Source organism: Variovorax sp. P2_H12 (assembly GCF_056403395.1).
On record NZ_JBFUFO010000018.1, the window covers coordinates 25,652 to 50,059 of the forward strand.

A 24,408-nucleotide genomic window follows, 5' to 3' on the forward strand; every position below is an offset into this window, starting at 1 on the left:
CGCAGTCTGGTCTTTTCTTGCGATCACGCTTCGCTTACGATCGAAATATGGATGAAGCTTCTGCCGACACCCAGCTGGCCCGCCTGGCGGGCGCCATCGCCGAGCCCGCGCGCTCGCGCATGCTGTGCTGCCTGATGGATGGCCACGCCCGCACCGCGACCGAGCTCGCCGCCGTGGCCGAGGTCGCCGCCTCGACCGCCAGTGCACACCTGGCGCGCCTGAAGGAACAGCGCCTGGTCGATGCGCTCGCCCAGGGCAAGCACCGCTATTTCCGGCTCGCGGGCCCGGAGGTGGCCGCCGCGCTCGAAAGCTTGCTGGTGCTTGCCGGCGCGCCGCGCGGCGAGTTCCGTCCGACCACGCCCAGCCGCCTGCGAGCGGCGCGCACCTGCTACGACCACCTGGCCGGCACGGCCGGCGTCGCGCTGCACGACAGCCTGCATGCGCAGGGTTGGCTGCATGCGACGGCGGAAGGCGGCGACTACGAACTCACGCCCGAGGGTGCCGTGGCGCTCGAGAGCCTGGGGCTCGACGTGGAGACGGCGCGCGGCGCCCGCCGGCGCTTTGCCTGCGCCTGCCTCGACTGGAGCGAGCGGCGGCCGCACCTGGGCGGAGCGCTGGGCGCGGCCTGCCTGCAGCTGTCGCTGCGGCGCGGCTGGGTGCGCCAGGAACTCGACGGCCGGGCGCTCACGCTCACCCCCAAGGCCGAGCGCGAGATGCCGGAGCTTTTCGGCCTGGCCTGAGCGTGGTTACTGGAAAGCCACTTCCGCGAAGCTTCGCAGCTTGCGGCTGTGCAGCCGGCTCGAACCTTCCTGGCGCAGGATGTCGATGGCGGCCATGCCGATGCGCAGGTGCTGCTCCACGCGCTCGCGGTAGAACTGGTTGGCCATGCCCGGCAGCTTGATCTCGCCGTGCAGCGGCTTGTCGCTGACGCACAGCAGGGTTCCGTAGGGCACCCGGAAACGGAAGCCGTTGGCTGCGATGGTGGCACTCTCCATGTCGAGCGCGACCGCCCGGCTCTGGCTGAAGCGCCGCTGCGGCTGGTTGCCGGGCAGCAGTTCCCAGTTGCGGTTGTCGGTGCTCGCCACGGTGCCGGTGCGCATGATCTTCTTGAGCTCGGTGCCTTGCGTGCCGGTGACCTCGGCCACCGCCTTCTCGAGCGCGAGCTGGATCTCCGACAGCGCCGGGATCGGCACCCACAGCGGCAACTCCTCGTCGAGCACGTGGTCCTCGCGCACATAGGCATGCGCCAGCACGTAGTCGCCGAGCCGCTGCCCCTGGCGCAGCCCGGCGCAGTGGCCGAGCATCACCCAGGCGTGCGGCCGCAGCACCGCCACGTGGTCGGTGATGGTCTTGGCGTTGGCCGGGCCGACGCCGATGTTGACCATGCTGATGCCGGTGCAGTCCTCGCGCACCAGGTGGTAGCCCGGCATCTGCGGCAGCCGCGGCGGCGGTGTGCCCTGCGAGCCGTCGAGCAGCTCGCCGTACATCGAGCTCGAAGCCGGGGCCAGGCCGCGGCGCCGCGTGATCACGTTGCCGGGTTCGATGAAGGCGATGTATTCGCTGTTCTCGTCGGTCATGGCCTCGTGGCCCAATCGCACGAATTCGTCGATGTAGAACTGGTAGTTGGTGAACAGCACGAAATTCTGGAACCACTCGGGCGCGGTGCCGCTGTAGTGGCGCAGCCGGTGCAGCGAATAGTCGACGCGCGCGGCGGTGAAGAGCGACAGCGGCTGCGCCTCGCCGGCCCTGGCTTCGTAGGTGCCGTTGGCGATGCCGTCGTCCATCGCGCCGAGGTCCGGCAGGTCGAAGACGTCGCGCATCAGCGCGCGGCGCTCGGCGCTCATCGTGCCCTCGATGTGGTCGTTCTCGGCGAACGAGAAGTGGATCGGGATCGGCTGCGTGCTGGTGCCGATCTCGAGCTCGACCTGGTGGTTCTCGAGCAGCAGCCGGAACTGCTCGCGGTAATAGCGCAGGAACAGGTCGGGCCGCGTCAGCGTGGTTTCGTAGCGCCCGGGCCCGGACACGAAGCCGTAGCTCAGGCCGGCATTGGCCGGCGGCGTGCTGCGCGACACGGTGTGGGTGTGGATCCGGACAAAGGGATAGCAGGCCCGCACGCGGCCCGGCAGGCTCTCGCCGGCAACGAAGCGCTGCATGGCGTCGCGCAGGTGCTGCAGGCCGCCGTTGTAGATCAGGCGGACCTGTTCGAGGGCGGCGTCGGGATCGGTGAACCGGGCTGGAGCGATGAAGGCAGGCATGTACGGCATAGAGGCATTGTGGCTCACCCCCAGGTTGGGCTGCGCCGGGCCGGGGAGTCAGCCCGGCATGGGTTCGCGCATCGTCACGAACTCCTCGGCGACCGTGGGGTGGATGCCGATCGTGCGGTCGAACATCGCCTTGGTGGCGCCGGCGCGCATCGCGACCGCGAAGCCCTGGACGATCTCGCCGGCGTCGGGGCCGACCATGTGCAGGCCGACCACGCGGTCGCTGGCCGTGTCGACCACCAGCTTCATGAAGGTGCGCTCCTTGCTCTCCGACAAGGTGTGGCGCAGCGCGCGGAATTCGCTCGAGAACAGCGTGACGGCGCCGAACTTCATGCGCGCGGCGGCCTCGGTGTAGCCGCAGGTTCCGATGTTCGGGTGCGTGAAGACCGCCGTGGGCGTGAATTCGTAGTCGAGCCGCCGCTCGCCCTTGCCGAACAGCGTGTCCACCACCGCCATCGCCTCGGCCAGCGCCACCGGCGTGAGCTGCTGGCGGGTCGAGACGTCGCCCACCGCGTAGACCGAAGGCACCGAGCTGCGGTAGTTGGCATCGACCGCCACGCGGCCGTGCTCGTCGAGCGCGATGCCGGCGGCCTCGAGCCCCATGTCCTGGGTGTTCGGCACGCGCCCGGTCGCGAACAGGATGGCGTCGGCCTCGACCCGCTGGCCGCGCGAAAGCACGGCGCACAGGCCGCTGTCCAGGCGGCGGATCGACGTGATCTCGGTGTTGAAGCGGATGTCGACGCCGGCGCGCCGCATTTCCTTGGCCAGGAACTCGCGGATGTCCTCATCGAAGTCGGACAGAAGATGTGCGCGCCGCTGCAACTGGACGACCTCGGCGCCGAGGCCGTTGAAGATCGAGGCGAACTCGCAGGCGATGTAGCCGCCGCCCACCACCAGCAGGCGTTTCGGGAAAGGGTCGAGATCGAACATCGCGTCGGAGACGATGACATGTTCGCGTCCCGGCAGATCGGGCACGAAAGGCATGCCGCCGGTGGCGAGCAGCACGTGCTGGGCCGTATACGAGCGGTCGCCGACCTGCACCGTGTGGGGATCGGCCAGCTGCGCCCAGCCCTGGATCAAGGTCACGTCGACGCCTTCGAGGAGGCTGCGGTAGACCTCGTTGAGGCGCTTGATCTCGCGCGCGCGGTTGGCCTTCAGCCGGCCCCAGTCGAAGCGCCGTTCGCCGAGGTCCCAGCCGAAGCCGGCCGCCTCCTCGAAGGCTTCGGCATAGCCTGCGGCATAGCTGTAGAGCTTCTTGGGGATGCAGCCCACGTTGACGCAGGTGCCGCCCAGCTCGGCACTTTCGGCCAGCGCGACGCGGGCGCCGCGCTGCGCGGCCATTCGCGCGGCGCGCACGCCGCCGCTGCCGCCGCCGATGACGAAAAGGTCGAAGTCGTAGGTGCGCATGGGAACTCCTTCGCGCCGACTGTAGCCGGCGCGAGGCGTTGTCGCTGGGCCTTGACCTATGGACGATCCGGCTGCTGCTGATGGGCAGGCTGGCCCGGTGCCGGCACGCCAGTGCGCTGCGGCCCGCGCGGATCGACGGGCACCCGCGCCTGCTGCTGCATCTGCAGGACGCGCTGCTGAACCTCCTGCGCCTGGCGGATGGCGTTGGCCTGCTGCGCCTGCTGGGCCTGCAGCAACTGGTGTTGCGCCTGCAGTTGCTGGGCCTGTGCCTGGGCAGCGCGCTGCTGCATCTCCTGCTGCTGGCGCAAGGCCTGCTGCTGCCATTGCAGCTGCTGCTGGGCCTGCGCCTGCGCGGCACGCTGCTGGGCCTCGAACTGCTGGCGTTGAGCCTGCTGGAGTTGCTGGGCTTGTTGCAGCTGCTGGGCCTGCTGCAGCTGCTGTGCTTGCTGAAGCTGTCGCGCCTGCTGCAGCCGTTGCGCCTGCTGCAGTTGCTGAAGTTGCTGCACCTGCTCGAACTGTCGCAGCTGTATCGCGGCCTGCGGCGGCGGCGGCGCGGCGGCGCGGCCGAAGCTGCCGGGGCCGTGATCGCGGCCGTGCGGAATCGGCGCACCCATGCCGACCGGCACGCCGGTCAGGCGGTCGGCCGGCAGGCGGACCACGTCGCGCCGGCCGATCGGACGGCGGCCGAAGACATCGGTGGGCACCACCGTGACCGCGCCGGGCAGGTGCTGGTTCGCGAAGCCGGCGTCGCGCGCCGTGATCTGCCGCTGGAAGGCCGCCCGATTGGCCGCATCCACGTAGCGCTGGCTGGTGCGGTAGCCCGGCCGCCAGGGTTCGCCCGGCGCCAGCGGGAACCAGCCCACGCCGTTGCGGCCGCCGCCGATCGCCAGGTTCGCATGGCCGCCGGCCGTGCCGCCGACGAAGCCCACCAGCGCCGGCGCATACACCGGCCGTGCCTGCCGCCGCCCTGGGACCCAGCCCCAGCGCGGGCCGATGCGTGCCCAGCGGCCATAGTGGGCCGGCGCGAAACCCCAGGGCGCGGCGTCGATCCATGTCCAGCCCCAGGGCGCGACGTCGATCCACTGGCCGTCGCGGTAGGGCGCCCATGCGGCGTCGACGTTGCGCGGATACCAGACGTCGCCGTAGTCCGGGTCGTTCTGCCAGTCGCCATAGGCATCGAGCTGCTGGTAGCCGACCACTTCGCGCGATACGTAGCGCGCCGAGACCGATTGCTCCTCGAGGCGATCGCGTTCGGCCAGCCAGCGATCGAACCCGGTGTCGACGCGAACCGCCGCTGCGCCCACCGCTGCGAGGTTGCGACCGGAGGTGGTGAGCTGCTGCTGCGCGCCCAGGGCGAGCGATTCGCCGCCCTCGCCGAACAGCGTGACATGGCCGGCCGCCACCGCGACGCGGGTGGTGCCGGCGGCCGGATCGGTCTCGAGCCGGTAGTCGCCCGGCGCGTCGACCACCAGCGCGAGGTTCGCGGTATCGATCTCGAGGCGCCGGCCGGCCAGTTCCTCGCGCACCCGCAGCTGCAGGCGGCCCTGCGAGGCCGTGATGCGGGCGGTGTCGTCGTCGAGTTCGGACACGGTGATGCCGGTCTGCTGGTCGAGGCGCAGCGCGATGGCGCCCAGGTAGAGTTCGGCGCGGGCGTCGCGGTCGGTCCAGACCCGGTCGCCCGTGGTGATCGGGCGGTTCGGGCCGAGCTGGAACCAGTCGTTGTCGCCGGCGGGCGAAAAGCTCACCGCGCCCTGCTGGTAGTTCAGGTGGCCGACCCGGCCGGGAGGGTCTTGCTGGGCGGACACGGGCAGGCCCGCCAGCAGCAATGCCAGGCCGAGCAGCCAGCGCGCGGCGCGTGCGGAAAAGAGGGCGGTGCGGTGCTTCATCCGATCCTACTTTCGTCTCTTCGCACTCAACGCACGAAGGCAGGTCCGCGCTGGCATCCGCGGTGCAAAGCACCGCAATATTTCCCCCCAGCAGGCAACCGCATGTAAGCCTGGCTTGCCACCGTCCGGCGGCCGAGGTCGCGGATTTCAGGGCGTGGCTGGGGTCATCGCTTTGCGGTGGCTCAGGAAGAAACGCAGCATCTCGGCGCTGGCGTCCGGGCCCGAAGGGTCGGTGTAGGAGCCGCGCGCGTTGCCGCCGGACCAGGCGTGGCCGGCGCCGTGCAGCAGCCAGTGCTCGACGGCCGGCAGGCCCCGGGCATCCGTGTGCACGCGGCGGGTGAAGGCGCGGCCCTGCGTCGAGCGGCCGTCCGATGCCTGCGCCGACGCTGCGGCCTCTTCCTGGCCCGCGAGTGCCGCGGCGACCAGCGCCTCGCCATTGCGGACATTCACGGTGCCATCGGCGTCGCCATGGAAGACGATGGTCGGCACCGTCCGTCCGCCCGAACCGGCGGCGGCAGGCCCGCTCTTCATCGCGGAGAGCGCCGACATCAGGTCGCTGGCCGCGCCGCTCGGCAGACCGGAGTGCACGCCCACCGCGGCGAACAGGTCGGGGTAACTGCGCCCGAGGATGTCGGCCATCGCGCCACCGGCAGACAGACCCGCGACATAGACCCGCTCGGGGTCGACGCCGTGGGCGTCGATGACCGACTGCGCGAGGGTGGCCAGCAGGGCCGGTTCGCCGCGCCCGCGCTGCTGGTGCTGCGGCTTGAACCAGTTCCAGCACTTCGACGAATTGGCGTGCTGGGTCTGCGCCGGGTAGAGCACCAGAAAACCGTGCTCGCGCGCCAGCTGGTTCATCTGCGTGCCGGCGGCGAAGTCCTCCGGGTTCTGGGTGCAGCCGTGCAGCATGAGCACCAGCGGGCGCGGGCTGCCGGCACCCGTTTCGGGCACGAACAGCTTGTAGGCGATCGGCCGGTGCTGGTGGGCGAACAGGCCGTCGGTCCATTGCTCGGTGCCGCTTTCGCGCCTGGGGAGGTGTGCCGGGGCGGGTCCGACGACGCGAGCCTCGACGTCCACGACCTGCGCTTCGTCATCGTTGGCCGCAGGCGCGGCGGTGATCGTCCGCTCGGCCCGGGGCGTCGCATCGGCGCCGCCCAGCGCGCGCTGGATCGCCCGGGTCGCCTCCTGCAGGTGGCCCCCCCGGGTGAGAAGGGTGGCCTTGCGCATCAGGCGTTCGAACAGGGGATTCATGGGGTGCCTCGAAGGAAAGGAAAGCGGGGGAATCAATGCAGCCGGTCGGCCAGCGCGGCCTTGACCGCGGCACTCGCGTGCAGGGCGCCGAGCACCGTGACCGAAGCGATCGTTTCGAGCGCCAGTTCGGGCGTCACGTCAGCGGAAATGCTCGCCAGGCCGAGCACCCGGATCTCGAGCTTCTCGCCGGCGCCGCGGACCGCCTCGAGGTCGGCGGCGCTGAATTGCTGCAGGCCGAGCACCAGCATCTTGCGCGCGACCACCTGCTTCAGTGCCTCGCCATGGACCGCCAGCTGGTTGCGGATGGCGGTCCGGATGAAGTCGGTGCGGTTCGAGTAGAAGCCCTCGGCCACCAGCAGGTCGACGTGGCCCAGGTCGACATAGCCGAGGTTGATCGTGATCTTCTCGGCCTCAGGCGGCCTGGCGCGCAGCGCGGCGGGGACGGGATGACTTTGCATCTCGCCATCCTACCACCATCCGATAGCCATCCACATGGATGGTTTTTGATGTCTGGCTAGCCTCCGTACAGATACTTCGGCAGCCACAGCGTCAGGCCGGGCCAGATATACATGAACACCATGCACAGGATCACGATGAACATGTAGGGCATCATCCCCGCGAAGATCTGGTTGAGCGTCACGTGCGAAGGCGACACCCCTTTCAGATAGAAGGCCGACATCGCCACCGGCGGCGACAGGAAGGCGGCCTGCAGGTTCACGAAGACCAGCACGCCGAAGAGCAGCGGGTCGATCTGGAAATGCGCCAGCAGCGGCAGGAAGATCGGGATGAAGATCACGATGATCTCGGTCCATTCGAGCGGCCAGCCGAGCACGAAGATGATCGCCTGCGACAGGAGCAGGAACTGCAGCGGCGTCAGGTTCATCCCCATCACCCACTCTTCGATGACGCGCTGGCCGCCGAGCAGCGCGAAGACCGCCGAGAACAGCGCGGAGCCCACGAACAGCCAGCAGACCATCGCCGTGGTCTTCGCGGTCAGGAACACGGCCTCCTTGATGCGCTGGAAGTTCAGCGTCTTTGCCTGCCAGGCCATCAGGAAGGCGCCCGCCGCGCCGACGGCCGCCGATTCGGTCGCTGTGGTGATGCCGAACAGGATCACGCCCAGCACGATCAGCGTCAGGATGCCCAGCGGCATGACCGACGACACCAGCATGCGCAGGATCTCGAACTGCTCGGCGTCCAGCTTCGCGTAGTACCAGCCGAGCAGCACCAGCACGAAGGCGCAGGTCGACCAGAAGCCCGTGTAGAAGGCGACGGGGATCGTCTGCGCGTGCGGCGCGGCGACCGGCTCGCCAAGCGCCTGCAGGCCTTCCGAGGCGCCGCCAGGGGAATGGCTCTCAGCGCCGGGCGGCTCCTGGACACCTTCGGACGAAGGCGGCTCCTGCAAGCCCTCGGCCGGCGGTTCCGGCAGTGCGCTGCCGCCCCGCGGCGCCTGCCGGGACTGCTCTGCCACCGGGGGCGGCGTGTCGGTGTCCGCCTGCGAGTAGATCGTCACATACCACCAGACGGAGCCCAGCGTGACGACCGCAAGAAGAATCGGCACGAGCGCCTGCGCCAGATAGCCCAGCAGCGTCCACCACGTGATTCGCAGGCCGGCGGCTGCCGCGCCCAACGCACGTCCGGGCAGAAGCACCGCGGTCGCGAGCGCCGGCAGCATGCGCGGCGAGTAGCTGGCAGCGAGGTGCGCCACCGCGGGCGTGACGGGGGCGCGCTGTGCCTCGGGCGGCAGCTTCGGCGCCACCTTGGGCTGGATCAGCGCCCAGGCAATGACGTAGATCAGATAGAGGAACGCGAGGAAGAAGCCCGGAAACATCGCCGCCGCGTAGAGCTTGACGACCGACTGCCCGGCCACCGCGGCGTAGACGATGATCATCACCGACGGGGGGATCAGAATCCCCAGCGTGCCGCCCGCGGTGATCACGCCGGCGGCGAGCCGCGTGTCGTAGCCTGCGGCGAGCATCGGCCGCATCGCGATCACGCCCATCAGCACCACCACCGCGCCGACCAGGCCGCTCGCGATGCCCCAGAAGGTGCAGATGATCAGGGTCGCGACCGCCAGCGATCCCGGCACGCGCCGGAACGCGAGCTGCACGCTGTAGAACATCTTGTCGACCAGCGCGCCGCGTTCCATCACGTAGCCCATCAGCACGAACAGCGGGATCGACAGCAGCGTCTCGTTGGTCATCGCGCCGAAGGTGCGCTGCACCATCAGGTCGAAGACGTGGTTGTCGAACCACGGCGCGGCGGGATCGTAGAACGCCACAAAGCCGAACAGCATGCCCAGCCCCATCAGGGTGAAGGCGGTGGGGAAGCCCAGCATGATGACGACCACGATGAGGCCGAGCATCGTGAGCCCGAGTACGGCCTGAGTCATTCGAAGCGCCTCATGTCGCCTCCCTGCCGCGCTGGCGCGCCGCTTCGTCCAGGTCCTTGGCGCGCTCGATGGCGTCGCGCCGCGCCTCCTCGTCCACGAAGGTGCTGTTGGCGAGCTGCTGCTCGACCACGTCCATTTCGCCGGCGTCCTTCAGTCGCGGCGTCCAGGCGCCGGTGCGCAGGCACACCACGCAGCGCAGGATCTCGGCGAGCCCCTGCAGCATCACGATGGCGCCGGCCAGGGGGATCACGAACTTGAACGGATACACCGGCAGCGGCGTGGCATTGAAGGTCTGCTCGTTCATGGCCAGGGAGTCCTGGAAGTAGCTCCAGCCGGCCCAGGTCAAGGCGCCGATGCCGGGGAGGAAGAAGGCGATGTAGAGCACCAGGTCCAGCGTGGCTTGGGTGCGCGGCTTCATGCTGGCGTAGAGGAAGTCGCCGCGCACATGGCCGTCCTGCGACAGCGCGTAGGCGCCGCACATCATGAAGAGCGTGCCGTAGAGCATGTTGTTCACGTCGTAGATCCACGCCGTGGGTGCGTTGAGCGCATAGCGCTTGAACACCTCGGCGCACACCACCAGCATGAGCGCCACGATGAGCCACGCGAAAGCCTTGCCGGTCCAGGTGCTCAGGCGGTCGGCGGCATACAGCAGTTGTTGGGTGTTCATCGGCGTCGCGGCGTGCAGCTACCTGGGCAGGAAGGCGCCTTCCGGGGTCAACCGGAAAGCTGGCGCCGCGATGGCGGGAGGCGCATGGCCGTCAGGCCTTCTTCGCCGAGGAGGAGAAGTAGTGGTTGTAGGCCATCTTGAAATCGACCATGTAGTCGTTCTGCCATTGGCCGGCGGCCTGTGCAAAGGCCTTCTGCGAATCGAGCACCTTCTGGAACAGCGGGTTTTCCTTCGCCTTCTGGGCGATGGTCTTGTCCCAGGCGGCGAGCTGGGCGCGCAGGATGGCGTCGGGCGTCTTGTAGAACTTGACGCCGGCCTTCTTCATCTCCTGGTAGTCCTTGGTGTTGCGGTCCACGGCCTTCCAGCTCATGTCGGCGCTGGCGGCCTGCACCGCGTAGTCGATGATGGACCGAAGCTCCTGCGGCAACGCGTTGTACTTGCCCTTGTTGAACAGGATCTCGAACTGCTCGCCGCTCTGGTGAAAGCTCTGCAGCATGCAGTTTTTCGCCACATCGGGAAAACCCAGCACGCGATCGCTCGACGCATTGTTGAACTCGGCGGCGTCGATCAGGCCGCGGTCGAGCGCAGGCACGATCTCGCCGCCGGACAGCGGGTTCACCGCCGCGCCCAGCTCGGTGAAGATGTCGACCGCGAGACCCACCGTGCGGTACTTCAGGCCCTTGAGGTCCTCGACGCGCGCAATCGGCTTCTTGAACCAGCCCAGCGGCTGCGTCGGCATCGGGCCATAGAGGTACGACACCACGTCCATGTGGATCGACTTGTAGATTTCCTCGAGCAGCGCCTTGCCGCCGCCGTAGTAGTGCCAGGCCAGGACCATGTTCGCATCCATGCCGTAGGCCGGGCCCGAGCCCCACAGCGCGAGCGCCGAATTCTTGCCGTAGTGGTAGGCCACCACGCCATGGCCGCCGTCCAGCGTGCCCTTGTTCACCGCTTCGAGGAGCTGGAACGCCGGCACCACGGCGCCCGAGGGCAGCACTTCGATCTTGAGGCGGCCGCCCGCCATGTCGTTGACCTTCTTGGCGAAGTCGTGGGCGTATTCATGGAAGATGTCTTTCGCCGGCCAGGTGCTCTGGAATCGCATCGAAGTGGTCTGGGCCATGCTGATCATGGGCGCGGACAGGGCGCCCGCCGCGACGGCGGCCCCCTTCAACACACTGCGTCGACGGCTCATTGAGTTTTCGGTCATCGCGTGCCTCCGTGGGTATGCTTGGAAGACATAGACATTTTCTTTGATAGGTGAACTTTTGCGATAGAGAGGGTTTTCTCGAACTGAGCAGAATCCGATCTGTGGCGGGCCGTTTTCCCGAGTGATGAAGGATTCGGTCCGGCTCTTTCCCTCCATGTTTCAAGGACAAGAAATGACTCCCATCGACGCGACAACGTCTTCCCCGGCTGCCGATCGGGCCGGTGTGAGGCCGGCTGCGGGCTATGCCGGCGACGTCACGCCGGAACAGGCGGCGCAGTGGATTGACCGCGGCGAGGGTGTGCTGGTCGACATTCGCAGCGACGCCGAACGCGAATGGGTGGGCTATGTGCCGGGCGCGCTGGGCCTGGCCTGGAAGCAGTGGCCCGGCATGGCGCTCAATCCGGCCTTCGACGAAGTCTTGCGGACCGCCGTGCCGGCGGACGCCAAGGTCTTGATGCTGTGCCGCAGCGGCGTGCGATCGATCGCGGCCGCCAGGCGCGCGACCGAACTCGGCCTCGAGGCCTACAACATCCTCGAAGGCTTCGAGGGCGATGCCGACGAAGAGGGCCATCGCGGCCGCAAGGGCGGCTGGCGCTTCCGCGGCCTACCCTGGAAACAGATGTAGCTGTAGCTCCCCCCCAGGTCGGGCTCACTGCGTGTAGCCCTCCCACCCCCTACCGGGGGCAACACCAGCGGCCCGGCGAAGCCGGTTCCGCGGTGGCACTGTTGCTCGCCCCCAGGTCGGGCTCACTTCGTGTAGCCCTCCCACCCCCTACCGGGGGCAACACCAGCGGCCCGGCAGAGCCGGTTCCGCGGTGTTTCACCAACGGGCCTGGCTGCGCCGGCCGGGGAAAGAGGGGGGGCGGTGCCTTTTTTCTTCGGCTGCGCGCAGCGCGCCTGTTCGTGGGCAGCCGCGGAACCGGCTTCGCCGGGCCGCTGGCTGCGCCCCCCGGTAGGGGGTGGGCGCCCCGACACGAAGTGCGGGGCAACCTGGGGGGCGAGCTAGATTTTCGGTATGCGAAGCTTCTGGCCCGGATAGATCTTGTCCGGATGGCTCAGCATCGGCTTGTTGGCCTCGAAGATCGCGTTGTACTTGTTGGCGTCGCCGTAGAACTTCTTCGAGATCGCCGAGAGCGTGTCGCCGCGGACCACGTCGTGGTATTGCGCCGGGTCGGCGGCCGGTGCCACCAGGTTGTTGTCGACCTGGGTCACGTTGGCCACGTTGCCCGCCGCCAGCGAGGCCTTCTCGCTGGCTTCCTGCGAGGGCGCGCTGCCCGACAGCGTCACGATGCCGGTGACGGCGACGTAGCCGACTTCCAGCCCTGTCAGGCCCAGGTTCTGGGTCTCGATGTAGGTCTTGATCGCCGCTGCCGCCGCCTGGTCCTTGTCCGGCTCCGCCGCGTGCGCCGCCGAACCGCCGAAGAGCTTCTCTCCGGCCTCCTTGATGAAACTCAGCAAACCCATGGCTTTCTCCTTGTGACGTGTGGATGGGACAGGCGACTTTAACGGCGGAAGATGGCACCTTCACGTAGGCTGTGGCCGCATCTACAAGCGCCCGTAAGCACAAACTCGCAATAATGCCGCGCATGGCATTCCTCGCGATCGACATCGGCAACACCCGCCTCAAGTGGTCCCTCTACGATGCGGCCCGGCCCGGCGCCGTGCTGCTCGCGCATGGCGCCGAGTTCCTCGACCATATCGAGCGGCTGGCCGAAGGCCCCTGGGCCGAACTGCCTGCGCCCGATTCGATGCTGGGCTGCGTAGTGGCCGGCGATGCGGTGCGGCGCCGCGCCGAGGAGCAGTTGGTGGAGCATTTCGAGTGCTCGCCGCGCTGGGTGGTTTCCAGTGTGGCCGAGGCCGGCATCGTGAACGGCTACGACCACCCGACGCGCCTGGGCGCCGACCGCTGGGTCGCGATGATCGGCGCGCGCCATCGCATGATGTCGCAAGGCGCTGCGCGGCCGATGGTGGTGGTGATGATCGGCACCGCGGTCACGGTCGAGGCGGTCGACACCCATGGCCGCTTTCTCGGCGGCCTGATCCTGCCGGGCCACGGCATCATGCTGCGCGCGCTCGAGTCCGGCACGGCCGGCCTCCATGTGCCGACCGGCGAGGTGCGCGAGTTCCCGACCAACACCAGCGACGCCCTGACCAGCGGCGGCACCTATGCGATCGCGGGCGCGGTCGACCGCATGGTGCAGCATGTGAGGGCGCACTGCGGCGCCGAGCCGGCCTGCTACATGACCGGCGGCGCGGGCTGGAAGATGGCGCCCAGCATGAACGGTGACTTCGAGCTGGTCGACAGCCTGATCATGGACGGGCTGCTGGTGATCGCCCAGGAGCGGCTGCTCCCGGGGTAAACACCCCCCCGAAGCGCCTTCGGCGCTGCCCCCCAGGGGGCGATACCAGCGGCCCGGCGAAGCCGGTTCCGCGGTATCCCTGGATCTGGGCGCGCCGGTTTCATGCGTCGCGGAGGGGGCATGGCGCAGGCCCCCGCTTGATCAGCCCTTCCAGAGCTGCGTGGCGGTGTGGATCGCCAGGCCGACCAGGCCGCCGACCAGGGTGCCGTTGACCCGGATGAATTGCAGGTCGCGGCCGATGTGGCGCTCGAGTTCGTTCGTCATCTCGTCGGCGTTCCAGTCGGCCACGCGTTCCACGATGTAGCGCCGGATGTCCTCGCGGTAGCGCTCGATCGTGCGCGGTGCCGCATCCAGGATCTGCTCGTTGATCCAGCGGCACATCGCCGCGTCGGCCGAAAGCCGAGCGCCCAGGGTGCCCGCCATGGCGACCAGGCGCCGGTGGATGGTCGAGTCGCTTTTCGCCAGGTCGTCGTGCAGCCAGGCCAGCAGTTCGCTCCACAGGCCGTGCAGGTAGTCGCCCAGCGCAGGATGCGCCTGCAGTTCGGCCCGGATCGCTTCGCCGCGGCGGTGGAATTCGGGGTCGGTCTTCAGCCGTTCGACGAAGCCGGCCATGTAGGCATCGAAGCGCAGCCGCAGCGGGTGCTCCGGCTCGGTGGCGATCTCGCCGAGGGTGTGGACCGCCGCGGCCACGATCTTGCGCGTGGCGAGCCTGGCCGCCATCTGGTCCAGCCCGACATAGCGCAGCGCCTTGATCTCGCGCGCGATCGCCTCGGTGACCCGCTCCTGCACATCCTCGCCCTCGACCGCGTCCGCCACCTGCCGCAGCACGTCGTCCAGCAGCGCGTGATGGCGGCCATCGGCGGTCAGCGCATCGAGCGCCTGGCCGGCCAGCCTGGCGAGGTCCACCTGGGCGAGCCCGGCGGCCGCCATGCGGCCGAGGAAATCGCGCACCCGTGCGTCGTCGAAGGCCGCGAGACCGTAGCGCGTCGCGGCCACCAGGTGGCCGCCGAGCTTCTCGGCGCTCTCGGGCCGCGAGAGCCAGTCGGCGAGCCGCGCGGCCGGATCGAACTGCGCCAGCTTGGCCAGCACCTGCGGCGTGCTCAGGAAGTTGTTGCAGATGAAGCCGGCGAGCTTGGCGCCGATGCGGTCCTTGTTGGCCGGGATGATCGCGGTATGCGGGATCGGCAGGCCGAGCGGGTGCCGGAACAGCGCCACCACCGCGAACCAGTCGGCGATCGCGCCGACCATGGCGGCTTCGGCGAAGGCCGCCACGTAGCCCCAGGCCGGGTGCCTGGCCTCGAGCGCGGTCGCCAGCGCGTAGAGCAGCGCGGCGGCGCCCAGCAGGGCGAGCGCGACGCGTTTCAGCGAATTTCCTCGATGTTCGCCAGCCCCCGCAGGAATTGCTCGCAGCGGGCCAGTTGCTCCAGCGTCACGAACTCGTCGGGCTGGTGCGCCTGCGTGATGCTGCCGGGGCCGCAGACCACGGTCGGGATGCCGGCGTTGCGGAAGATGCCGGCCTCGGTGCCGAAGGCCACCAGCGTGGTGCCCGGCTCCTTCGCCAGCCGCTGGGCGAGGCGGGTCACGGGTTCGTCGGCGGAGCTCAGGAAGCTCGGGATCTCGCAGATGGTCTCGAAGCGGAAGCCGGCATCGGGCGCGATCTTCTTCATGGCCACCTCGGCGCGGCCGGCGTAGGCCAGGATCTCCTCCTGCATCTGCTGCGCATCGGCGGTCGGCAGGTTGCGGAATTCATAGCGGAACTCGGCGTCGCGCGGCACCACGTTGTCGGCGATGCCGCCGTGGAACTGGCCGACGCTGGCGGTGCTGAAGGGCACGTCGAAACCGGCGTAGCGCGGCTCCTTGCGCTCGAAGTCCTCGGCCATGTCGCGCAGCTTGCCGACCACGCGTGCCGCCATCTCGATCGCATTGACCGACTGCGGCGTGAGCGACGAATGCGCCTCCTTGCCGCGCACGCAGCACTTGTAGCGGTAGACGCCCTTGTGGGCGATGGCCGGCACCATCAGCGTCGGCTCGCCGACGATGCAGGCCAGCGGCCTGATGCCCTGGTCCTTCATGTCGGCGATCAGCTCGCGCACGCCGAAGCAGCCGACCTCCTCGTCGTAGCTGAAGGCGAAATGCACCGCGAAGGGCGAGTCGCTCTCGATGAAGCGCTCGGCATTGGCCAGCGCGATCGCGATGAAGCTCTTCATGTCGGCCGCGCCACGGCCGTAGAGGCGCGGCTCGACGCGCGCGGCGTCGGCATCGGCGTCGTCCCTCGGCCAGTCCTGCACGATGGCCGAAAGCGGGTCGACGCTCCAGTCCTGGCCGTCCCACGGCACGGTGTCGGTGTGGCCCGAGACGATCACGCCGGCCTTCTTGCCGGCGCCGAGCGTGGCGAACAGGTTGGCCTTGGTCTTGTCGGCGTTGTAGGTCAACCGGCTGCGGATGCCCAGCCCCGCCAGGTGGTCGCGTGCGAAGTCGATCAGCTCGAGATTGCTGTTGGCGCTGACCGTATTCATGCGCACCAGCGTCTGCGCGAGTTCGAGGCTGCGGGGGGAGAGCACAAGGGACATGCGGGGCATTGTCCCGGAAGTCGCGCGGTCGGGCCACGAGGCACGTTCTTTGCGGCGTCCTGCCGCAAAGTCTAGACTCCTGCCCATGAAGCTCATCGATTCCCTCGTCACCCAGGCGGCCGGCATCGCCGCGGTCCGGCGCGACCTCCATGCCCATCCCGAACTCTGCTTCGAAGAAGTCCGCACCGCCGACGTGGTGGCGGCCAAGCTGACCGAGTGGGGCATCCCGATCCACCGCGGGCTCGGCACCACCGGCGTGGTGGGCATCGTCAAGAACGGCACCAGCGAGCGCGCCATCGGCCTGCGCGCCGACATGGACGCGCTGCCCGTCACCGAACTGAACACCTTCGCGCACGCGAGCAAGCACCACGGCAAGATGCACGCCTGCGGCCACGACGGCCACACCGCGATGCTGCTGGCGGCGGCGCAGCACCTGGCGAAGCAACGCAACTTCGACGGCACCGTCTACCTGATCTTCCAGCCGGCCGAGGAGGGCGGCGGCGGCGCGCGCGAGATGGTCAAGGAAGGATTGTTCGAGCAATTCCCGATGGAAGCGGTGTTCGGCATGCACAACTGGCCCGGCATGAAGGCCGGCCAGTTCGCGGTCAGTCCGGGTCCGGCCATGGCCTCGAGCAACGAGTTCGTGGTCACGGTCCGCGGCAAGGGCGGCCACGCCGCGCTGCCGCACACGGGCATCGATCCGGTGCTGGTGGCGTGCGAGATGGTGCAGGCCTTCCAGAGCATCCTCACGCGCAACAAGAAGCCGACCGATGCCGGCGTGATCTCGGTCACGATGATCCACGGCGGCGAGGCCAGCAACGTGATTCCCGACACCTGCGAGCTCAAGGGCACGGTGCGCACCTTCTCGCTGGAGGTGCTCGACCTGATCGAGGCCCGCATGAAGACCGTCGCCGAGCATATCTGCGCGGCCCACGAGGCGCAGTGCGACTTCCACTTCCACCGCAACTACCCGCCGACCATCAATTCGGCCGCCGAGGCCAATTTCGCGCGCCGCGTGATGGCCGGCATCGTCGGCGAGGAGAACGTGCTGGTGCAGGAGGCCGCCATGACGGCCGAGGACTTCGCCTTCATGCTGCTGGCCAAGCCGGGCGCCTATGCCTTCATCGGCAACGGCGACGGCAGCCACCGCGCCATGCAGCACGGCGGCGGCCCGTGCCTGCTGCACAACGCGAGCTATGACTTCAACGACGACCTGATCCCGCTGGGTGCCACCTGCTGGGTGCAGCTCGCCGAGCAGTTCCTGAACGGACCCCGGCTCTCCAAAGGGGGCGCGGCATGATCGGCGTCGGTGAGGCTTTCTCGCCGCGCTATGCCCAGGCGCGGCAGAAATTCCTCCAGGGTTGTGCCGAAGCCGGGCTCGCGGTGCGCTCCCACGTCCACCCCTTGAAGGGACGCGATGGCGAAGAGCTCGCGATGGACGTGGCGCTCGACGGCGATCCGCAGGCCGAGCGTCTGCTGATCCTGACCAGCGCCTGCCACGGGGTCGAGGGCCACTGCGGCAGCGGTGTGCAGGTGTTCGCGCTGCACGATGCCGAATGGCGCGAGAAGGCGAAGGCGCAGGGTGTGGCCGTGCTGTACGTGCATGCGCTCAATCCGCATGGTTTCTCGCATGGCCGCCGCGTGACGAACGAGGGCTGCGACCTGAACCGCAACTTCTTCGATTTCGCTCAACCGCTGCCGGTGAACGAGGCGTACGCCGAACTGCATGCGCTGCTGCTGCCCGAACAGTGGCCGCCCTCCGCCGCCAACGAGGCCGCGATCACGGCCTGGATCGAAAAGAACGGCGCGACCGCCTACCAGGCGGCCGTGACCCGCGGCCAGTACCAGTTCGAGGATGGCCTGTTCTTCGGCGGCAAGGCCCCGACCTGGAGCAACAACACCCTGCGCGAGGTGTTGCGCACCCAGGTGCAGGCGGCGCGCCAGCTGGCCTGGATCGACCTTCACACGGGGCTGGGGCCCAACGGCCTCGGCGAACGCATCTTTTCCTGCCGGGACGACAAGGCCGCCTATGCGCGCGCCAACGCGTGGTGGGGCACGCCGGCCGCACCCGTGACCTCGATCTACGACGGCTCGTCGACCTCGGCCTTCCTGACGGGGCTGATGTGGGGCTCGGTCTACGAGGAATGCCCGCAGGCCGAGTACACCGGCATTGCGCTCGAATACGGCACCGTGTCCGTGATGGAGGTGGTGGGTGCGCTCCGGGCCGACCATTGGCTGCACAAGCATCCGCAAACCCCGGCCGATCTGGCGGCGTCGATCCGCTCGAAGATGCTGGAGGCCTTCTACACCGACACCGATGCCTGGCGCGGCCAGATCATCAGCCAGGCCCGCCAGGCCATGTTCCAAGCGATTGATGGGCTCTCCCCCAGGTTGGCTCACTTCGTGTAGCCGCCCACCCCCTCACCGGGGGCGCAGCCAGCGGCCCGGCGAAGCCGGTTCCGCGGCTGCCCACGAACAGGCGCGCTGCGCGCAGCCGTAGAACGGCCACTGCGCCTCTTCACTCGGCCGGCGCAGCCAGGCCCGTTGGTGAAACACCGCGGAACCGGCTCTGCCGGGCCGCTGGTGTTGCCCCCGGTAGGGGGTGGGAGGGCTACACGAAGTGAGCCCGACCTGGGGGCGAGCAACAGTGTCACCGCGGAACCGGCTTCGCCGGGCCGCTGGTGTTGCCCCCGGTTGGGGGTGGGAGGGCTACACGAAGTGAGCCCGACCTGGGGGCGAGCTCAAGTCCTTATTCGGCCGTCGCCGGTGATCATCGACAGCTCGACGAACCTCGACGCCACGTGGTTGCGTGGCGAGAAAGAGACCTCGAAGCCGCCGAACTGCTGCCGGTCGATGCTCTCGAGACCGGCGATCAGCCCCTCGCGCGTGGCCTTGCCCGGTGCCCGGCGCAGGCCTTCGACCAGCACCTTGGCCGCCAGATAGCCCTCCAGGCTGGAGAAATTGGCCTTGGTGGCGCTGCCGCCCTTGCGCAGCGCCTCGTTGAATTCGCGCGTGATGCCGTTGGCCGCGTTGTAGGGCGAAGGGACGACCTGCGTCACGACCACGCCGGCCCCATCCTTGCCGAGCTCGTCGGCCAGCGCCTGCGTGCCGACGAAGGAGACGTTGAAGAAGGTCCCGCCATAGCCCGCCCTGCGCGCCTCGCGGATGAAGGCGGCGCAGGACTTGTAGGCACTGACCTGGACCACTGCATCCGGCTTCGCGGCAGCGATGGTCCTGGCCGCGGCGGCGACGTCGACCGAGTTGCGCTCGACCGTGGCCAGCGCGGCCGGCTTCAGGTCCAGCTGCGCCAGCGCCAGCGTCACGCCGTCGAGGCCCGCCTTGCCGTAGGCGTCGTTCTGGTAGAAGACCGCGATCTTCTTCAGCCCCAGGTGGGTGAGCTGCCTGACGATCAGCGCGGTCTCGTCGTTGTACGAGGCGCGCAGGTGGAACACGTTGCGCTGGAACGGCTCGCGCAGCGCCATGGCGCCGGTGAAGGGGGCAACGAACGGGATCTTCGCGTTCACCGCCAGCGGCAGCGCCGCCAGGCTGGTCGGCGTGCCGATGTAGCCGAACAGCGCGAAGGCCTCGTCGTCGATCAGCTTCTTCGTGTTGGCGGCGCAGCGATCGGGCTCGTAGCCGTCGTCCAGGAACCTGATCTGCACCTCGCGGTGGCCCGGCTGCGCGTTGTACTGGTCGAGGAAGAGCTTGGCGCCCTCGTAGAACTGGATGCCGAGCTGCGCCGCCGGTCCGCTGAAAGGCGCCGACTGGCCCAGCACGATCGGGCTGTCGCTCTGCGCTCGCGCGAACCGGAAGCCGCCGAGCGCCGCGGCGCCGGTGGCGATCGAAAAGTGCCTGCGATGGATCATCCTGAAAACCCCTTCGCCCGCGTTCGCGGCGTACAAACTAGACTCGCCCGATGGTCCTCGCCCCGGTCGAATCATGACTTTCCACACTCCTGCAAATCCCGTGACCCAGGTGCTCGGCGCCTGCCCGCACGACTGCCCCGACACCTGCGCCCTCGTCACCACCGTGCAGGACGGCGTGGCCATCAAGCTGCAAGGCAATCCCGAGCATCGACACACCGCCGGCGTGCTCTGCACCAAGGTCTCGCGCTACATCGAACGCAACGACCATGCCGACCGCCTCGTGCAACCTCTGAAGCGGTCGGGCCCGAAAGGCAGCGGCCGCTTCGAGCCGGTGAGCTGGGACGCGGCGCTCGACGACATCGCCGCCCGTCTCCAGGTGCTCAAAAGTAACAATCCCGAAACGATTGTGCCCTACAGCTATGCCGGAACCATGGGTCTGGTGCAGGGCGAATCGATGGACCGTCGTTTTTTCCACAAGCTCGGCGCGTCCCTGCTGGACCGCACGATCTGCTCGACCGCGGGGGGTGAAGCCTTAAGCTTTACGTTGGGCGGCAAGGTGGGCATGCGGGTCGAGTTCTTCGCCGAAGCGAAGCTGATCCTGATCTGGGGCAGCAATTCGATCGCGAGCAACCTGCACTTCTGGCGCCATGCCCAGGCCGCCAGGCGCGCCGGCGCGCGGCTGGTGTGCATCGACCCGCGCAAGACCGAGACCGCCGACAAGTGCGACGAGCACGTGGCGCTGCTGCCCGGCACCGACGCGGCGCTGGCGCTGGCCCTGATGCACGAGCTGATCGTGAACGACTGGCTCGACCCCGACTACATCGAGCGCCACACCGTGGGCTGGGACCGGCTGCGCGAGCGCGCGCTGCAATGGCCACCGGCCCGGGCGGCCGCGGTCTGCGGGGTGCCCGAGGCGCAAATCGTCGCGCTGGCGCGCGCCTACGGCACCACCCAACCGGCCGCCATCCGCCTCAACTACGGCATGCAGCGCGTGCGCGGCGGCGGCAACGCGGCACGCGCCGTGGCCTGCCTGCCGGCACTGGTCGGTGCCTGGCGCGACCGGGCAGGCGGCCTGCTGCTGAGCAGCTCGGGCCTGTACCCGGTGAACCGGGCGGCCTTGCAGCGGCCCGACCTGCTGGCCGGCCGGCGGCCGCGCACCGTCAACATGAGCACGATCGGCGACGCGCTCGCCGACACCGCGAATCCGATCGAGGCCCTGATCGTCTACAACAGCAACCCGGTCGCGGTCGCACCCGACTCGGGCAAGGTGGTGGCGGGCTTTGCCCGCGAGGATCTCTTCACCGTGGTGCTGGAGCAGTTCCAGACCGACACCGCCGACTACGCCGACTACGTGCTGCCGGCCACCACGCAGCTCGAGCACTGGGACATCCACACCAGCTATGGCCACACCGACGTGCTGCTGAACCGGCCGGCGATCGCGCCGCGCGGCCAGGCCCGAAGCAATGCCTGGGTGTTCCGCGAGCTGGCCCGCCGCATGGGCTTCGACGAACCTTGCTTCTCGGACGACGACGAGGCGATCTGCCGCAGCGCCTTCGCCGCCGACGTGGTCGATTTCGGGCAGTTGCAGGCGCAGGGCTTCACGAGCCTCAAGCTGGCCGATGCGCCCTACGCCGAAGGCAATTTTCCAACGCCATCGGGGCGCTGCGAATTCTTCAGCGAGCGGCTGGCGGCGACGGGCCAGGATGGACTGCCCGACCATGTGCCCAACTACGAGCCGGCAGGCAGCTCGAAGGCGTTCCCGCTCGCGATGATCTCGCCGCCCGCGCGCAACTTCCTCAACTCGAGCTTCGTCAACGTGCGCAGCCTGCGCGCGATCGAGGGCGAGCCCCTGCTCGAGATCCATGAAGCCGACGCGGCGGCGCGCGGCATCTCCGACGGCGCCACGGTGCGCGTCTTCAACCAGCGCGGCGAGCACCGCTGCCGCGCCGAGGTCTCGCGCCGCGCCCGCCCGGGCGTGGTGCACGGCCTGGGCATCTGGTGGCGCAAGCTCGGGTTGGACGGCACCAACGTCAACCAGCTCACCAGCCAGCGGCTGACCGACATCGGGCGCGGGCCCACCTTCTACGACTGCCTGGTCGAGGTCGAGGCCGTCGCCGAAGCGGTCGCGCCATGAGGCCCGGCCGGCGCGGCGCGGCGGCGCTGGCGGTGCTCGCCGCTGCGGCGCTGCTGGCGGGTTGTGCCGACTTCGGCTACTACTGGCAATCGGCCAGCGGCCACCTGGGGCTCATGCGGGCCGCCCGTCCGGTGCCGCAGTGGCTCGAAGACCCGGCCACCTCCGAGGCGCTCAAGACCAAGCTGGCGCTCACGCAGCGCATCCGCCAATTCGGGGTGGCCGAGCTCGGCCTGCCCGACAACGCCAGCTACAAGTCCTATGCCGACCTGCACCGCAACGCCGCGCTCTGGAACGTGGTGGCCGCGCCGCCGCATTCGCTGACGCTCAAGACCTGGTGCTTCCCGGTCGCCGGCTGCGTCGGCTATCGCGGCTACTACGACGAGGCGGCCGCGAAGGTCGAGGCCGCTGCCCAGGAGGCGCGAGGCCTGGAAACCGCGGTCTACCCGGTGCCGGCGTACTCGACCCTCGGCTGGATGAACTGGGCCGGCGGCGACCCGCTCCTGTCGACCTTCATCGGCTATCCAGAAGGCGAACTGGCGCGCCTGGTGTTCCACGAACTCGCGCACCAGGTGCTGTACGTGCCCGACGACACCATGTTCAACGAATCCTTCGCCACCGCGGTGGAGCGTATCGGCGGCGCGCGCTGGCTCAAGACCCAGGCCACCGAAGCCGCGCGCCTGGAGTACGCGCAGTTCGACGCCCGGCGCCAGCAGTTCCGGGCGCTGACGGCCGAAACGCGGCGTGCCCTGGAAACGGTCTATGCCTCCCGGGAAGCCAAGGCGCAGGACTGGCCGGCGGTCGACGCCATGAAAAAGTCCGTGATGGAGGATTTCCGCCAGCGTTACGCGGTGTTGCGTGCCGGCTGGAGCGGCCCGCGCCGGGGCGCCTACGACGGCTGGGTGGCGCGGGCCAACAACGCGACCTTCGGCGCCCAGGCCGCCTACGACGAGCTGGTGCCCGGATTCGAGGCGCTGTTCGAGCGCGAAGGCGAGGACTGGCCGCGCTTCTATGCGGCCGCCAGGCGGCTGGCCGAGCTACCCCAGGCCGAGCGCCGACAGGCGATCAGCGCGCCCGCGCAACCCGTAGCGATCCTTCGTTGAGCGCAAGCCGCCGTCGGCCGGCGCAGCCAGGCCCGTTGGTGAAACACTGCGGAACCGGCTTTGCCGGGCCGCAGGTGTTGCCCCCGGTAGGGGGTGGGAGGGCTACACGAAGTGAGCCCGACCTGGGGGCGAGCCTATCTCAGTGATTCGATCAGGTCGATGTACTGTTGCTTCGCCTCGTCGGGGCTGAGGCCCTTGCGCGCGGTCCAGGCATCCCACTTGGCACGCGCCACGATGTCGCTGAAGCTGGGCTTCTTCTCGCTGTTGTCGCCTGTCGTGGCCTGCTTGAAGAGGCCGTAGATCTTCAGCAGGGTGGGATTGTCCGGGCGCTCTGCGAGCAGCTTGGAGTTGGCTTGGGCGGTTTCGAACAGGGTGTTCAGGTCGGACATGAAGACGGGGGCTTGGAAAGGGAACGAAGCGCGATCTTAAGTGACGGCGCCGTTTAGAAACCCGGAGGTTCAGTCGATCAACCCCGCGCGCGCCAGTTCGACGTCGAGCTTCTCGCGTGCGTCGGCCGGTTCGAGTCGGGCCGCCTTCTCGTAGAGCCGGGTTGCGTCGCCCATGCGCGAGTCGCCATGCAGCATCAGCAGGCCGCGGGCGTATTCCATCAGCGCGCTGGCCGAATGGGGGTTGAGCTGGAGCCCGCGCTCGAACAGCGCGATCGCGGTGTCGGCGCGCACGCCGTAGGTCATGCGCCCGACCAGCGAGCCGACCTTGTCGATCACCTCGGCATGGAAGGCGGCCAATGCCACATGGGCGTCGGCATGCTGCGGCCGCAGCTCGATCACGTGCTCCAGCGCGCCCTTGACCTTGGTCCCCAGGCCCTGCGCCAGCGCCCGTGCGACGCTGATGCCCTGGCTGTAGCGTCCCAGCGCATAAGCCTGCCAATAGAGCGCCTGGCAGTTGTCGGGATCGGAGGCGATTTGCGCGGTGGCGCGCTCGGCGACCTGCTTGAACAACGCCAGCCGCATGGATTCGCGGGGCTCGAGGTAGTTGGCGTAGATGGCTGTCGCCTGGTTGGCGAGCGCCAGGCCCTCGTGGCCGTGCGCCAGGCCGAGGGCGGCGGCGCGCTCGAACTCGCCGCTGTGGTAGGCCGCCCAGCCGTCCGCCAGCGGGCCTTGCTCGGGCGGCGAGACGCCCTGGCCCGCATGCAGCCGGGGCCAGTGCAAGTGCAGGTCGGCGGCACTGAAACGGGGCGCATCGGGGTAAGGCAGCCGGGTCCAGGCCCACGGTCCGGCCGCGTCGGGGTCCGCGGGCGACAGCAGCGAGAGCGGTTCGAGGTGCGGTGGGTTCATTCGAAAAAATGA

Annotated in this window: 21 protein-coding genes; 7 read left to right on the plus strand and 14 right to left on the minus strand. The window is 69.0% G+C overall.

The annotated features are described in order from the left end of the window. The first annotated feature begins 47 nt into the window (after positions 1-47). The gene (locus tag AC1DYK_RS14405; RefSeq protein ID WP_478166945.1) at positions 48-740 is read left to right on the plus strand and encodes an ArsR/SmtB family transcription factor; all 693 of its coding nucleotides are present in this window, start codon (positions 48-50) and stop codon (positions 738-740) included. A 6-nt stretch (positions 741-746) separates the two neighbouring features. On the opposite strand, the gene AC1DYK_RS14410 is transcribed toward AC1DYK_RS14405, so the two are convergent. The 8 genes from AC1DYK_RS14410 to AC1DYK_RS14445 all read right to left on the minus strand — a co-directional run bounded on the left by AC1DYK_RS14410 (position 747) and on the right by AC1DYK_RS14445 (position 11,071). Beyond that, complete coding sequence (locus AC1DYK_RS14410; protein WP_478166946.1) at positions 747-2,264, minus strand: AMP nucleosidase; 1,518 nt, start codon at positions 2,262-2,264, stop codon at positions 747-749. 48 nt (positions 2,265-2,312) lie between these two features. Beyond that, the gene (gorA, locus tag AC1DYK_RS14415; RefSeq protein WP_478166947.1) at positions 2,313-3,668 is read right to left on the minus strand and encodes a glutathione-disulfide reductase; all 1,356 of its coding nucleotides are present in this window, start codon (positions 3,666-3,668) and stop codon (positions 2,313-2,315) included. 56 nt (positions 3,669-3,724) lie between these two features. Further along, the gene (locus AC1DYK_RS14420; RefSeq protein ID WP_478166948.1) at positions 3,725-5,554 is read right to left on the minus strand and encodes a DUF6600 domain-containing protein; all 1,830 of its coding nucleotides are present in this window, start codon (positions 5,552-5,554) and stop codon (positions 3,725-3,727) included. Positions 5,555-5,701: 147 nt separating this feature from the next. Beyond that, positions 5,702-6,805, minus strand: coding sequence for an extracellular catalytic domain type 1 short-chain-length polyhydroxyalkanoate depolymerase (locus AC1DYK_RS14425; RefSeq protein WP_478166949.1), 1,104 nt, complete (start codon positions 6,803-6,805; stop codon positions 5,702-5,704). A 32-nt stretch (positions 6,806-6,837) separates the two neighbouring features. Continuing rightward, positions 6,838-7,263: a CopG family transcriptional regulator gene (locus tag AC1DYK_RS14430; RefSeq protein ID WP_478088351.1), complete on the minus strand. Its 426-nt coding sequence runs from the start codon at positions 7,261-7,263 to the stop codon at positions 6,838-6,840. Positions 7,264-7,319: 56 nt separating this feature from the next. Continuing rightward, the gene (locus AC1DYK_RS14435; RefSeq protein ID WP_478166950.1) at positions 7,320-9,197 is read right to left on the minus strand and encodes a TRAP transporter large permease; all 1,878 of its coding nucleotides are present in this window, start codon (positions 9,195-9,197) and stop codon (positions 7,320-7,322) included. Between the two features lie 10 nt (positions 9,198-9,207). Continuing rightward, the gene (locus AC1DYK_RS14440; protein WP_478166951.1) at positions 9,208-9,864 is read right to left on the minus strand and encodes a TRAP transporter small permease subunit; all 657 of its coding nucleotides are present in this window, start codon (positions 9,862-9,864) and stop codon (positions 9,208-9,210) included. 91 nt (positions 9,865-9,955) lie between these two features. Then, positions 9,956-11,071, minus strand: a complete 1,116-nt coding sequence (locus AC1DYK_RS14445) for a TRAP transporter substrate-binding protein (protein ID WP_478166952.1) — start codon at positions 11,069-11,071, stop codon at positions 9,956-9,958. Positions 11,072-11,243: 172 nt separating this feature from the next. On the opposite strand from AC1DYK_RS14445, the gene AC1DYK_RS14450 reads away from it, so the two are divergent. Beyond that, the gene (locus AC1DYK_RS14450) at positions 11,244-11,696 is read left to right on the plus strand and encodes a rhodanese-like domain-containing protein (RefSeq protein WP_478166953.1); all 453 of its coding nucleotides are present in this window, start codon (positions 11,244-11,246) and stop codon (positions 11,694-11,696) included. Positions 11,697-12,073: 377 nt separating this feature from the next. Here the strand turns inward: AC1DYK_RS14450 and lysM are convergent, their stop codons facing one another. Continuing rightward, on the minus strand, positions 12,074-12,535 hold the full coding sequence (gene lysM, locus AC1DYK_RS14455) for a peptidoglycan-binding protein LysM (RefSeq protein WP_478166954.1): 462 nt from the start codon (positions 12,533-12,535) through the stop codon (positions 12,074-12,076). Between the two features lie 122 nt (positions 12,536-12,657). On the opposite strand from lysM, the gene AC1DYK_RS14460 reads away from it, so the two are divergent. Further along, positions 12,658-13,431, plus strand: a complete 774-nt coding sequence (locus tag AC1DYK_RS14460) for a type III pantothenate kinase (RefSeq protein WP_478166955.1) — start codon at positions 12,658-12,660, stop codon at positions 13,429-13,431. Between the two features lie 141 nt (positions 13,432-13,572). On the opposite strand, the gene AC1DYK_RS14465 is transcribed toward AC1DYK_RS14460, so the two are convergent. Together AC1DYK_RS14465 and argE are read right to left on the minus strand one after the other, a co-directional pair. Beyond that, on the minus strand, positions 13,573-14,703 hold the full coding sequence (locus tag AC1DYK_RS14465) for a DUF445 domain-containing protein (protein WP_478166956.1): 1,131 nt from the start codon (positions 14,701-14,703) through the stop codon (positions 13,573-13,575). An 89-nt stretch (positions 14,704-14,792) separates the two neighbouring features. Then, positions 14,793-16,001: an acetylornithine deacetylase gene (argE, locus tag AC1DYK_RS14470; RefSeq protein WP_478166957.1), complete on the minus strand. Its 1,209-nt coding sequence runs from the start codon at positions 15,999-16,001 to the stop codon at positions 14,793-14,795. A gap of 85 nt (positions 16,002-16,086) precedes the next feature. Between argE and AC1DYK_RS14475 the strand changes: the two genes are divergently transcribed. Together AC1DYK_RS14475 and AC1DYK_RS14480 are read left to right on the plus strand one after the other, a co-directional pair. Beyond that, complete coding sequence (locus AC1DYK_RS14475) at positions 16,087-17,301, plus strand: M20 aminoacylase family protein (RefSeq protein WP_478166958.1); 1,215 nt, start codon at positions 16,087-16,089, stop codon at positions 17,299-17,301. Next, entirely contained in the window at positions 17,298-18,410 is a 1,113-nt protein-coding gene (locus AC1DYK_RS14480; protein ID WP_478166959.1) for a M14 family metallopeptidase, read from the plus strand. The genes AC1DYK_RS14475 and AC1DYK_RS14480 overlap by 4 nt, the downstream gene beginning before the upstream one ends. Positions 18,411-18,742: 332 nt before the next feature. On the opposite strand, the gene AC1DYK_RS14485 is transcribed toward AC1DYK_RS14480, so the two are convergent. Further along, positions 18,743-19,867 (minus strand): ABC transporter substrate-binding protein, encoded by a 1,125-nt coding sequence (locus tag AC1DYK_RS14485; RefSeq protein WP_478166960.1) that lies wholly within the window; start codon positions 19,865-19,867, stop codon positions 18,743-18,745. A gap of 73 nt (positions 19,868-19,940) precedes the next feature. Here AC1DYK_RS14485 and AC1DYK_RS14490 point away from each other — a divergent pair, with 73 nt between their 5' ends. Then, positions 19,941-22,001, plus strand: a complete 2,061-nt coding sequence (locus AC1DYK_RS14490) for a molybdopterin-containing oxidoreductase family protein (protein WP_478166961.1) — start codon at positions 19,941-19,943, stop codon at positions 21,999-22,001. After that, on the plus strand, positions 21,998-23,101 hold the full coding sequence (locus AC1DYK_RS14495) for an aminopeptidase (protein ID WP_478166962.1): 1,104 nt from the start codon (positions 21,998-22,000) through the stop codon (positions 23,099-23,101). Before AC1DYK_RS14490 ends, AC1DYK_RS14495 begins: the two co-directional genes overlap by 4 nt. A 134-nt stretch (positions 23,102-23,235) precedes the next feature. Here AC1DYK_RS14495 and AC1DYK_RS14500 read toward each other — a convergent pair whose 3' ends face one another. Further along, a complete protein-coding gene (locus tag AC1DYK_RS14500; protein WP_478166963.1) occupies positions 23,236-23,490 on the minus strand; it encodes an acyl-CoA-binding protein in 255 nt (84 codons plus the stop codon). A gap of 69 nt (positions 23,491-23,559) precedes the next feature. Beyond that, positions 23,560-24,396 (minus strand): hypothetical protein, encoded by an 837-nt coding sequence (locus AC1DYK_RS14505; protein ID WP_478166964.1) that lies wholly within the window; start codon positions 24,394-24,396, stop codon positions 23,560-23,562. Positions 24,397-24,408 lie beyond the last annotated feature (12 nt).

Excerpts from the sequence above, each read along its gene's own strand:
- AC1DYK_RS14405 (WP_478166945.1), top strand. The coding sequence starts at position 48 with ATGGATGAAGCTTCTGCCGACACCCAGCTGGCCCGCCTGGCGGGCGCC.
- AC1DYK_RS14410 (WP_478166946.1), bottom strand. The coding sequence starts at position 2,264 with ATGCCGTACATGCCTGCCTTCATCGCTCCAGCCCGGTTCACCGATCCC.
- gorA (WP_478166947.1), bottom strand. The coding sequence starts at position 3,668 with ATGCGCACCTACGACTTCGACCTTTTCGTCATCGGCGGCGGCAGCGGC.
- AC1DYK_RS14420 (WP_478166948.1), bottom strand. The coding sequence starts at position 5,554 with ATGAAGCACCGCACCGCCCTCTTTTCCGCACGCGCCGCGCGCTGGCTG.
- AC1DYK_RS14425 (WP_478166949.1), bottom strand. The coding sequence starts at position 6,805 with ATGAATCCCCTGTTCGAACGCCTGATGCGCAAGGCCACCCTTCTCACC.
- AC1DYK_RS14430 (WP_478088351.1), bottom strand. The coding sequence starts at position 7,263 with ATGCAAAGTCATCCCGTCCCCGCCGCGCTGCGCGCCAGGCCGCCTGAG.
- AC1DYK_RS14435 (WP_478166950.1), bottom strand. The coding sequence starts at position 9,197 with ATGACTCAGGCCGTACTCGGGCTCACGATGCTCGGCCTCATCGTGGTC.
- AC1DYK_RS14440 (WP_478166951.1), bottom strand. The coding sequence starts at position 9,864 with ATGAACACCCAACAACTGCTGTATGCCGCCGACCGCCTGAGCACCTGG.
- AC1DYK_RS14445 (WP_478166952.1), bottom strand. The coding sequence starts at position 11,071 with ATGACCGAAAACTCAATGAGCCGTCGACGCAGTGTGTTGAAGGGGGCC.
- AC1DYK_RS14450 (WP_478166953.1), top strand. The coding sequence starts at position 11,244 with ATGACTCCCATCGACGCGACAACGTCTTCCCCGGCTGCCGATCGGGCC.
- lysM (WP_478166954.1), bottom strand. The coding sequence starts at position 12,535 with ATGGGTTTGCTGAGTTTCATCAAGGAGGCCGGAGAGAAGCTCTTCGGC.
- AC1DYK_RS14460 (WP_478166955.1), top strand. The coding sequence starts at position 12,658 with ATGGCATTCCTCGCGATCGACATCGGCAACACCCGCCTCAAGTGGTCC.
- argE (WP_478166957.1), bottom strand. The coding sequence starts at position 16,001 with ATGTCCCTTGTGCTCTCCCCCCGCAGCCTCGAACTCGCGCAGACGCTG.
- AC1DYK_RS14475 (WP_478166958.1), top strand. The coding sequence starts at position 16,087 with ATGAAGCTCATCGATTCCCTCGTCACCCAGGCGGCCGGCATCGCCGCG.
- AC1DYK_RS14480 (WP_478166959.1), top strand. The coding sequence starts at position 17,298 with ATGATCGGCGTCGGTGAGGCTTTCTCGCCGCGCTATGCCCAGGCGCGG.
- AC1DYK_RS14485 (WP_478166960.1), bottom strand. The coding sequence starts at position 19,867 with ATGATCCATCGCAGGCACTTTTCGATCGCCACCGGCGCCGCGGCGCTC.
- AC1DYK_RS14490 (WP_478166961.1), top strand. The coding sequence starts at position 19,941 with ATGACTTTCCACACTCCTGCAAATCCCGTGACCCAGGTGCTCGGCGCC.
- AC1DYK_RS14495 (WP_478166962.1), top strand. The coding sequence starts at position 21,998 with ATGAGGCCCGGCCGGCGCGGCGCGGCGGCGCTGGCGGTGCTCGCCGCT.
- AC1DYK_RS14500 (WP_478166963.1), bottom strand. The coding sequence starts at position 23,490 with ATGTCCGACCTGAACACCCTGTTCGAAACCGCCCAAGCCAACTCCAAG.
- AC1DYK_RS14505 (WP_478166964.1), bottom strand. The coding sequence starts at position 24,396 with ATGAACCCACCGCACCTCGAACCGCTCTCGCTGCTGTCGCCCGCGGAC.